Genomic DNA, 8,281 nt, shown 5'->3' on the forward strand with positions numbered 1-8,281 from the left:
CAGGCCATGCCCCAGGCCGCCCGCAACGCCTGCGCGGCGGCCGTCGCCCTGCCGCTCGAAGGCATCGCCGAACATCTGAAAGGTCTCGAAACAGAATGAGCAGCCCGGAACAGCCGATTCACCTCCTGCTGGTCGACGACCTTGAAGAGAACCTGCTCGCGCTGGAGGCGCTGCTGAAGCGGGAGGACATCGTCTGCCTGAAGGCCCGCTCGGGCGACGAGGCGCTGGAGCTGCTGCTGGTCCACGATGTCGCCCTAGCCCTGGTGGACGTGCAGATGCCGGGCATGGACGGTTTCCAGCTGGCCGAGTTCATGCGCGGCAATATGAACGCGCGCCACGTCCCCATCATCTTCGTCACGGCAGGAAGCGCCGACCTGCAGCGACGGTTCAGGGGCTATGAGGCCGGAGCTGTCGACTTCATCCAGAAGCCGATTGAAACCGACATCCTGCGCAGCAAAGCGAACGTCTTCATCGACCTCTATCGCCAGCGCAGGGAGATTCTCGCCCAGCGCGATGAACTGGAGGCCTATGCCAACGCCCTGCGCGCGGCGGACCGCCGCAAGAACGACTTCATCGCCATGCTGGGCCATGAGTTGCGCAACCCGATCATGGCGCTCCGCGCCGGTCTTCAGCTTCTGGAGCGCCAGTCGGACAAGAACCTCAAGGCCGACATCCAGGCTCGGATGGAGGTTCAAGCCCACCACCTCTCTCGGCTGATCGAGGACCTGCTCGACGTCGCCCGGATCGACCAGGGCAAGATCTCCCTCCAGCGCGAGCGTGTCAGCCTGCAGAGCGTCATCGAGTCCGCCGTAGACACCAGCCGCCTCAAGATCGAGGCGGGCGCGCATGACCTGACGGTCGCCCTGCCTTCCCAGCCCCTGTGGCTCGATGGCGATTTCACCCGCCTGTCGCAGGTGGTCAGCAACCTGCTGACCAACGCCGCCAAGTACACGCCGTCCGAAGGACAAATCCGTGTTTCCGCGGATGTCGTCCAGGACGAGGTGCGGATCGACATCGCCGACAACGGCGTGGGCGTGCCGCATGACATGCAGGGCCGCATCTTCGATCTGTTCACACAGTCGAAGGGGCCTGACGATCGCTCGCGCGAAGGCCTCGGCATAGGGCTGGCGCTGGTCAAGCAGTTGGTCGAAATGCATGACGGAGCTATAGAATTGGCCAGCGAGGGCCCCGGACAAGGCAGCTGCTTCACCCTCCGTTTTCCGCTTGCGGCCTGACGGCGTTCCCGCGCCGCGAAAGCGCCACTTCATCATCAGCAGCGCAGACGACCGCGCCCAGCCAAAGGCCCTATCTTGTCATTGATTTCCTCCGATGCGCCTCGCGTCGGAAGGGTTCGCTCAAGCGAGGTTCTCACGCCCCGGCGTCAAATCAGACGCACCGCAAGCCTGATTCAACGCTCCGGCTTGGCAAGACGTATTTTCGGCGCCGCGCCGCATCGACGATTCTCGGCGAAATTCTGCACAGGGTTCAGAGCCGCCGACGCCGGGACAGGAACGGAACGGTCAAGAATGCAGGGCGTTGGTCGGGGGTCGAATGATCGGCATGGAGGGGTCGAAGGTTCACCTCCGTCAACAATATTCAGAGGACCATTCCATGCTTCGTTGGGCCATAATCTTCTTCATCGTCGCCCTTGTCGCCGCCGTGCTCGGCTTCGGCGGCATCTCGGGCATGTCGTTCGAGATCGCCAAATTCATCGCCGTCATCGCCGTCATTCTGTTCGTGGTTTCGCTGGTCGTTGGCGGCATGCGCGGACGCGGCCCGCGAATCTGAGGCCCGACTTCAGTCGCCCCGCCGAAGAGGCCCCGGCCCGTCGCCGGGGCCTTTTTCACGTCCGCAGCCCGGCGTCAGGGTTCCCGGCCCGCATCCAAACTTATCGTGTACCGGCGCCGTAGGAACGCCCGTTTCCGCCGCCCCTTCCCTTCCTGCAACTCACAGGGAGAAACGACATGACCGACGTTCAACCGAACCCGGACCGCGAACAGGATCCGGAAACCAACACGCCGCAGCCGGATGAAAATCCGCAACAGCGCGAGCATCTTCGCGATCAGGCCCAGCGGCAGCCCGGCAAGGAAGACCCGGCGCCCGCCTCTGGCGGAAAGGGCGCCGCCGGCGCCGGCGGCCCGGACGGCTTTGGCACAGGAAACTGAGGAGAGCCGTTATGACCGATACCCGACCCAAGACAGGCACACAGGACAACAACGCCGGTCCGAACGACGACCCGCAGGACCAGGACAGCTTGCAGAAGCAGGCTCGCCACGAAACCTCGAAGGCCGAGGGCGAAGACCCGGATGAGGGCCGCCGGCCATCAACGACCCCGCCCATCGCAAATCCGGACTAGACCGAAAGTCATCGGCCCTGTGCGTATCCCGGCATCACACGCGAGCCTCAATAGGGCGCGGTTTTGAGACCAGGGGATCAACCCTCTCTAAACCCGGTGCGCGCAGGTTGTCTCGATGCGCGTTTCCCGTCCCCGCCCCCGTTCCCGCCCCGCCCGAAACCTTCTGGCGGGGCGGCTGCTTTTGTCCCGGGCGCAGTTCGGGACGGTTGTCGCGGCCGTTGCAGCGGCGGTGTTCGCGACGGCCTTCTACTGGCCTCTCGATGACGATCTGAGCCGTCTTGTGCCCAAGATTGGACAGATGCTGGACGTGCAGGCGTCGCAGCCCGCCGCCGAACGCTTCCTCTGCGAGGTGGCCTATGTGAACGACGGCGACACCCTGCGCTGCGCCGACGGGACGCGCGTCCGTCTGCACGCCGTCGCTGCAAGGGAGGTCGACGAAACCTGTTCGCCGGGCCACCCCTGCCCTGCCGCGACCGCGGCGTCAGCAACCACAGAGCTACGCCGTCTGGCGGCGAACCGAACGATCAGCTGCGAGCCGGTCAGTCAAAGCTACAACCGGGTGACCGCAATCTGCTGGACGTCCGCCGAGGTCGAGATCAACTGCGCCATGATCCGCAGCGGCACGACCATGGTGTGGGAGAAGTTCGACCGTCAGCGCGCCCTATGCGGCTCCCGAGATCAGCGTCGCATCGCCTTCTCGTGAATCCAGCCCTCGTTCATCAGAACAACCGCGGCCTTACCTTCGAGGATCTCGGCGTTGTCGCGCGCCAGCTGCGGGAAGGTGTCCTGCATCGCCTTCGACTTCGCCCACTCCGGCATGTTCTTCAGCTGCCAGGTGTATTCGACCTGAGACAGGGTCATGCCCATCATGTCGCCGGGCTCGGTGAAGCGGACGATCTCCTTCACCTGCGGCTCGCCGTAGCAGAAGGACGGGCTGGCCAGCATGCGCGAGCTGCCCTTGGCGCTGAACACCTTCTCGCCTTCAGGCGTCAGGCTGTAGGCGACGACGGCCAGCTTGGGCTGAGGTCCAGCAAAGAACCCGCTCTGCGTGATTTCCGCCGGCTCGCCCTTAAGCAGGCCCGCAGCGGCCAGGGCCTCAAAGGGCGCCGCCGCCTTCTTCTGGTTTTCCAGCCGCACAGGGTGTTCGCTGACCGCCGCCTCGATATAGAGGGGGAAGACGCCGGCGTCGGCGGCGCGATCCGCAGCTCTCACGCCGCTGTAGGGCAGCGATAGACAGGGCGGGTTCACGTTGATCCAGTCGTTTATGGCCGTCTCGAAATTCTTCTTGCTAGCGGCCTTGGGATCGGAACACCCGGCGACCAGGGCGGCGACGCCGGCCAGCACGACAACGGATCTCATGACAGCTTTCCTTTCAGCGCCCGACGGGCGGCACACGGCGTCGAATCCAAACAGGCAGACACGACCTCACGGCAAAGCTTATAGTTGAGCGCCGCAGGGATTCCGACCTTTTCCCGAACGGCATGATCCGGCGGCGGCCCGCAGACCGTCGCCGGATCGCTTCATTCTCGCCGCTACAAGAACGTCCGCCCCCCTGAATCCGGCTGAACTCAGAACGCTTGGTGTAGAATCGCTCCATTGCACCCGCGCCCGCCTTTCGCCGAACGCTGCTTAGGGGTTCAGCCAGCAGCGTTGCCGTGTCATATTCCCTGCACCGACCGCTACGTCGGACAATTGAGATAAGTCATGGCCGACGAGCGCACGCTGCAAGAAAACTTAGATCTAATTCAGCAAAAAGCCCGTGAACGTACGGTTAAAACTCAGACCGTTGAATATGATCTTGAAACACTGGCAAAACGTATCGACCGAAAGTCCATAAAACTGGACCCTGATTATCAGAGACGACACCGGTGGACACGCGAAACGTCGTCCCGATTGATCGAAAGCCTAATTCTAAACATCCCAATTCCTGTGGTTTTCATATCTCAGGATGTTGATGTGGACGACGAGATATCGGAAGACAGCTCGCGCTATACGGTAATCGATGGTCAACAAAGATTGACAGCTATCCACGACTTCCTTCGAAACCGTTTTCCTTTGGAAGGTCTGGAGACACTTCCAGAGCTAAACGGCGCATATTACAAATCTCTACCCTCATTCCTTGTGAGGAGACTCGAAGAGAGAACTGTTCGGTGTATGCGTATCGACTCGACGGTTGATGCCCAAATTAAGTTCGATATTTTCGAGCGGCTAAACACGGGATCAGTCAAGCTTGAGGCGCAGGAGCTAAGGAACGCAACTGCGCGCGGCCCCTTCAATGAGTTAGTCAAAGAGCTCGCTCAGACTCACTATTTCCGGGACCTAATTCAAGTAGATGTTAATCGCCCGGATGACAGCCCCAAGGTGCAGAAAATGGAGGACGCTGAGCTTGTGCTTCGTTTCTTCGCCTTGAGCCACGGTCGCTATCGCGGCTTCCGAAAGGGCTTCAAGGAGTTCCTTACTGCGAGCCAGGTTGAATTTAACAGCCTGCCCGAAGATCAGCTCCAGGAATGGAAGGAAGAATTTGAAACCTACATGAAGTTCCTTCATGTAAGGGGCGGGCCAGCACCCTTTGCTAAGTGGCGCCTAGCAGATGGAAACGAAAAGCGGATGTCCAGCTTCAATGCGGCCGTTTTCGACGCCCTGGCAATCGGTTTGGCAGAGACCTTCACCGTGACCCAAATTGAGAATGATGCCGACCTTGTCGAAGCAAAAATTAGACAAGTTCGAGCCTTGTTTGCCGACCCAGACTTTTTCGCTTCGGTATCAGGCAGTGTGAACGACGCAGCAAAAGTTATGCATCGGATTAATGCTGTCGCCGCGCTATTGCAGCAATGACAACAGCGCTTTTCGAACTATCGACGTCACTTCCGGGAAGATTAAACGAGCTCAATCGTCTCGTTGATCATGCACGAATAATAGAAGGCAAAGACGAGTCGCTCTACAATAGCCTTTGTCGAGCTACATCGGTTCTCCTCGCCGCCCATCTTGAAGGGTTTCTAAAGGGCATCACCTCCGGACTTGTAGACGACCTCAACGACCGGATTGGCAATTTTGCCAATATGCCCTCTGTGATGCAGAGATCATTTTGCGAACGGATTGCCCACTTCGAAGGCGTGCCAGAAAAAGAAGTGAAGCAACGCGTTCGCCAACTGACAGAATTTTTCAAAAAGAACTCTGTCCCGATCGATATGAAGGCATTCACGTACAAGGAGAATTCCAACAAAAACCCAACGTCTGCCGTGATCGATGCAGCCATGGAAAAGGTTGGAGTGCCAAACATAGTTTCGTCGATGTCAGGAGGACTATTCGACATCGTCTTCAATAACGACAACAATTCCACATGGATACTTAGAAAAAAATTGAAGTCACTACGATCACGGCTTCACACCTACCCCTACAGGCACCTGCCAAGCGAGTTCAAATTCGAATTCAGAAAAACGGAAGCGAGCTCTACTCTTTGGCACGTCTTCATCGACGACATCATGACACGACGACATTCGGTCGCACACGGTGACACGCTAGAAAACGATACCGACGCCCTAAGCTTGCAGCGCGACATAATAAAGCTTGAAGTCCTTATGCACGGACTGCTCTATGCGGCAGCGACTTATGTGGCAGCACCTAGAGTGAGTTGAGTCATTTCGTCCGCCCTCAGGCGTCGGCTTCGGCGGCTCGAGAAAGCCCTGCGATACGCTCTTCGCAGGCGGCGACGACCAAATCCCGAAGGCGCGCTACCGATTTGAATTGGTGACCTAAATCATCCAAGCTCACATCATATTCTTCAGAGTAGCGCGCTTCCACATAGGCACGTTTGAGAAGCTCAAAGCGCCGTCGATCCGACCGCCCCTCCCGAAGCCAAGCGCTGGTCAATCGCTTGTCGGTATCTTCGGCGAGAGAGCGCAGGAACTTGATGTTGTGTGAGCGAGGAAAATAAAACGTGTGAACAAGCAAGAAGCAAACGTAGGCTCGCTCCACCGCCTGATGAAGTGAAAACGCTGCATCCCGCCTCCAACCGAGGTCCGCGCCCTTCGCAAGCTGATCCTTTGCAGTCTCCAACGATCGATCGACGCTCTCATTCCACTTTGAAAAGTATCGCTGTGCCGTATCCCGCGCCTCGACTGCCGTCATCGGCTGGGGCTGGGTGAACGGATGGCCCGGCAACTCATAGAGCGTCACACCGTCGCGCAGGATGTCGGTCCAGAAATACTCGCCGCGCGTCAGGGCCTGGTTCACCTCGGCCATGGTGTGGACGATGATGTTGACCGTCCGCCCCACGGCGGGATCGCGCAGGATCTTGTCCTCGGCGACGTACCAGTAGTCGGCGATGTCGGTCAGCTTCTCATGGCTGACGATCACCAGCAGATCGAAATCGGACAGATAGCCGTTGTCGGGTTCGTCGACCCAGTCGTTGCGGGCGTAGGATCCGAACAGGATGATCTTCAGCACCCGGCCGTCGCGTCGCCAGGGCTGGGTGCCCCCGCCCCCGCTTTTGATTGCGGCTTCGAACTCGGTCAGCAGGGTCGTGCGGACGCGCTCCAGCTCGCGCTGCTGTTTGGCCGGCAGGTGATCCAGGTCAGCGCGCATGACGGCGTCCGCCCTGCATCCGCAAGGTCGCCGGATCGATCATCATGACTGTCGCCTGCGTTCGCATCCCGTGCCTTCCGCGCCCCAAATCAATTCCGTCCAAGCCTACCTCCCCTCTCATCCAAGCGCCACAATGAGGGGTGGTGTCCGCCGGGCAGTTGAGAACACGAGAGCTCGTGCGCCGACGCCTTTAGCTTGCGCCTGTACATAGCGGCGGCCAGCCGGGGACGCGGCGACTGTCGCCGGTCCGGTCCGAGGAGGCAAGTCGCGGCGAGACCGGCTCATCCAGAGCGTGACTGATCGTGCGAACACCCGGCATGATGACGTCCGGACAAATGCAGCATGCGTGAGGAAAGCCCGATGACAGGCCGATGGAGTTCGGGCGCGCTGGTTCTGCTGCTGGCGCTGCTCGCGCCAAGCCTGGCCAGTGCCCAGGACCGGGAGTGCGGCGACGTGGAGACGATCGTGCGCCTGGCCTATCCCGGCGCCGTCGCGCAGAGCGAAGGTTTCCTGCGGGCAGGCGATCGCACCATTACCCTTCCTTCCGACACATCGATTAATCCTCACGCCATCGTCTGTCGGCGCTGGCGTGGTCGGCCGGGCCTTTTGCTGGTCGCGGTTCCGCTGATCGCTCAGGTCAGATCGGACGGGACTTCCGGGGACCTGGACGTGCTGGTCGTCGATGAAGCCTCCGGGTCGCCGCGCCAACGCCTTCGCCTTCCTCACGCCATGGACGACGACGCCATCCGGCTGTCAGGCGTCTCGTTCGACACAGCCCCTTACGTCCTGGGTTCCGATCGGTTGGCGTTCGGCGTGAAGCGCGAATGGAGCGGAAGTTCGCGACCCAATCCCTTTCTGGAGACGACCCTGTCCCTGTTCGAAGTCCGGGCGGGCGGTTTGTCGAGAGTTCTCGAGGATTTGGTGGTCTTCCGCAGCACCGGATCATGGGATTTGACCTGCGCCGGGGAAACCGTCGCGACCGAACGGATCCTGCGCATGAGGCCGGGTCAGCATGGTCAGGACATATCGGTGCTGGAACGCCGGACCCGGAGCGCTTCAAAGCCGGACAAGGGCGGGGAATGTCGCTCGACCGATCGAGCCGAGCCGTCGCGAACCATCCTCCTTCCCTTCGACGGGGAGCGTTACCAGCCGCCACGCGCCCTGCGACGTGACTGACGTCGAGGCGGCAACCTCGCTCTGGGTCTTCCACCGGGAACCAAAGCCGTTGTCTCGGCCTGAATCCCAAGTCAGGAGGTTCCCATGAAGAAGCTGGTTCGAGCCCATGCGTGTCAATCGGCGTCTAAAAGGGACCCCCTATCGGCGTGCAATAGGGACCCCCTT

10 protein-coding genes are annotated in these 8,281 nt (G+C 60.4%); 8 read left to right on the forward strand and 2 right to left on the reverse strand.

Annotation, left to right across the window (positions count from 1 at the left end; genetic code table 11):
• The first annotated feature begins 95 nt into the window (after window positions 1-95).
• The 5 genes from RT567_RS10825 to RT567_RS10845 all read left to right on the forward strand — a co-directional run bounded on the left by RT567_RS10825 (window position 96) and on the right by RT567_RS10845 (window position 3,059).
• Window positions 96-1,235 carry a hybrid sensor histidine kinase/response regulator gene (locus RT567_RS10825; protein ID WP_313576385.1) on the forward strand — a complete coding sequence of 380 codons (1,140 nt, stop codon included), beginning with the start codon at window positions 96-98 and terminating at the stop codon, window positions 1,233-1,235.
• 376 nt (window positions 1,236-1,611) lie between these two features.
• The gene (locus RT567_RS10830) at window positions 1,612-1,788 is read left to right on the forward strand and encodes a DUF1328 domain-containing protein (protein WP_312205290.1); all 177 of its coding nucleotides are present in this window, start codon (window positions 1,612-1,614) and stop codon (window positions 1,786-1,788) included.
• 176 nt (window positions 1,789-1,964) lie between these two features.
• Window positions 1,965-2,165 (forward strand): hypothetical protein, encoded by a 201-nt coding sequence (locus RT567_RS10835; protein WP_313576386.1) that lies wholly within the window; start codon window positions 1,965-1,967, stop codon window positions 2,163-2,165.
• Between the two features lie 11 nt (window positions 2,166-2,176).
• A complete protein-coding gene (locus RT567_RS10840; protein ID WP_313576387.1) occupies window positions 2,177-2,356 on the forward strand; it encodes a hypothetical protein in 180 nt (59 codons plus the stop codon).
• A gap of 181 nt (window positions 2,357-2,537) precedes the next feature.
• Window positions 2,538-3,059 carry a nuclease gene (locus tag RT567_RS10845; protein WP_313576388.1) on the forward strand — a complete coding sequence of 174 codons (522 nt, stop codon included), beginning with the start codon at window positions 2,538-2,540 and terminating at the stop codon, window positions 3,057-3,059.
• Here the strand turns inward: RT567_RS10845 and RT567_RS10850 are convergent.
• Window positions 3,035-3,715, reverse strand: a complete 681-nt coding sequence (locus tag RT567_RS10850; protein WP_313576389.1) for a hypothetical protein — start codon at window positions 3,713-3,715, stop codon at window positions 3,035-3,037. The two genes, RT567_RS10845 and RT567_RS10850, sit on opposite strands and share 25 nt — an antisense overlap.
• A gap of 345 nt (window positions 3,716-4,060) precedes the next feature.
• Here RT567_RS10850 and RT567_RS10855 point away from each other — a divergent pair, with 345 nt between their 5' ends.
• Entirely contained in the window at window positions 4,061-5,191 is a 1,131-nt protein-coding gene (locus RT567_RS10855; RefSeq protein WP_313576390.1) for a DUF262 domain-containing protein, read from the forward strand.
• Complete coding sequence (locus tag RT567_RS10860; RefSeq protein ID WP_313576391.1) at window positions 5,188-5,991, forward strand: HEPN domain-containing protein; 804 nt, start codon at window positions 5,188-5,190, stop codon at window positions 5,989-5,991. The genes RT567_RS10855 and RT567_RS10860 overlap by 4 nt, the downstream gene beginning before the upstream one ends.
• Window positions 5,992-6,007: 16 nt before the next feature.
• On the opposite strand, the gene RT567_RS10865 is transcribed toward RT567_RS10860, so the two are convergent.
• A complete protein-coding gene (locus RT567_RS10865) occupies window positions 6,008-6,940 on the reverse strand; it encodes a HEPN domain-containing protein (protein WP_313576392.1) in 933 nt (310 codons plus the stop codon).
• A gap of 360 nt (window positions 6,941-7,300) precedes the next feature.
• On the opposite strand from RT567_RS10865, the gene RT567_RS10870 reads away from it, so the two are divergent.
• On the forward strand, window positions 7,301-8,116 hold the full coding sequence (locus RT567_RS10870; RefSeq protein WP_313576393.1) for a hypothetical protein: 816 nt from the start codon (window positions 7,301-7,303) through the stop codon (window positions 8,114-8,116).
• Window positions 8,117-8,281 lie beyond the last annotated feature (165 nt).

The organism is Brevundimonas sp. (genome assembly GCF_032107865.1).
Taxonomy (GTDB): domain Bacteria; phylum Pseudomonadota; class Alphaproteobacteria; order Caulobacterales; family Caulobacteraceae; genus Brevundimonas.

Excerpts from the sequence above, each read along its gene's own strand:
- RT567_RS10830 (WP_312205290.1), top strand. The coding sequence starts at position 1,612 with ATGCTTCGTTGGGCCATAATCTTCTTCATCGTCGCCCTTGTCGCCGCC.
- RT567_RS10860 (WP_313576391.1), top strand. The coding sequence starts at position 5,188 with ATGACAACAGCGCTTTTCGAACTATCGACGTCACTTCCGGGAAGATTA.
- RT567_RS10865 (WP_313576392.1), bottom strand. The coding sequence starts at position 6,940 with ATGCGCGCTGACCTGGATCACCTGCCGGCCAAACAGCAGCGCGAGCTG.
- RT567_RS10855 (WP_313576390.1), top strand. The coding sequence starts at position 4,061 with ATGGCCGACGAGCGCACGCTGCAAGAAAACTTAGATCTAATTCAGCAA.
- RT567_RS10870 (WP_313576393.1), top strand. The coding sequence starts at position 7,301 with ATGACAGGCCGATGGAGTTCGGGCGCGCTGGTTCTGCTGCTGGCGCTG.
- RT567_RS10840 (WP_313576387.1), top strand. The coding sequence starts at position 2,177 with ATGACCGATACCCGACCCAAGACAGGCACACAGGACAACAACGCCGGT.
- RT567_RS10835 (WP_313576386.1), top strand. The coding sequence starts at position 1,965 with ATGACCGACGTTCAACCGAACCCGGACCGCGAACAGGATCCGGAAACC.
- RT567_RS10825 (WP_313576385.1), top strand. The coding sequence starts at position 96 with ATGAGCAGCCCGGAACAGCCGATTCACCTCCTGCTGGTCGACGACCTT.
- RT567_RS10850 (WP_313576389.1), bottom strand. The coding sequence starts at position 3,715 with ATGAGATCCGTTGTCGTGCTGGCCGGCGTCGCCGCCCTGGTCGCCGGG.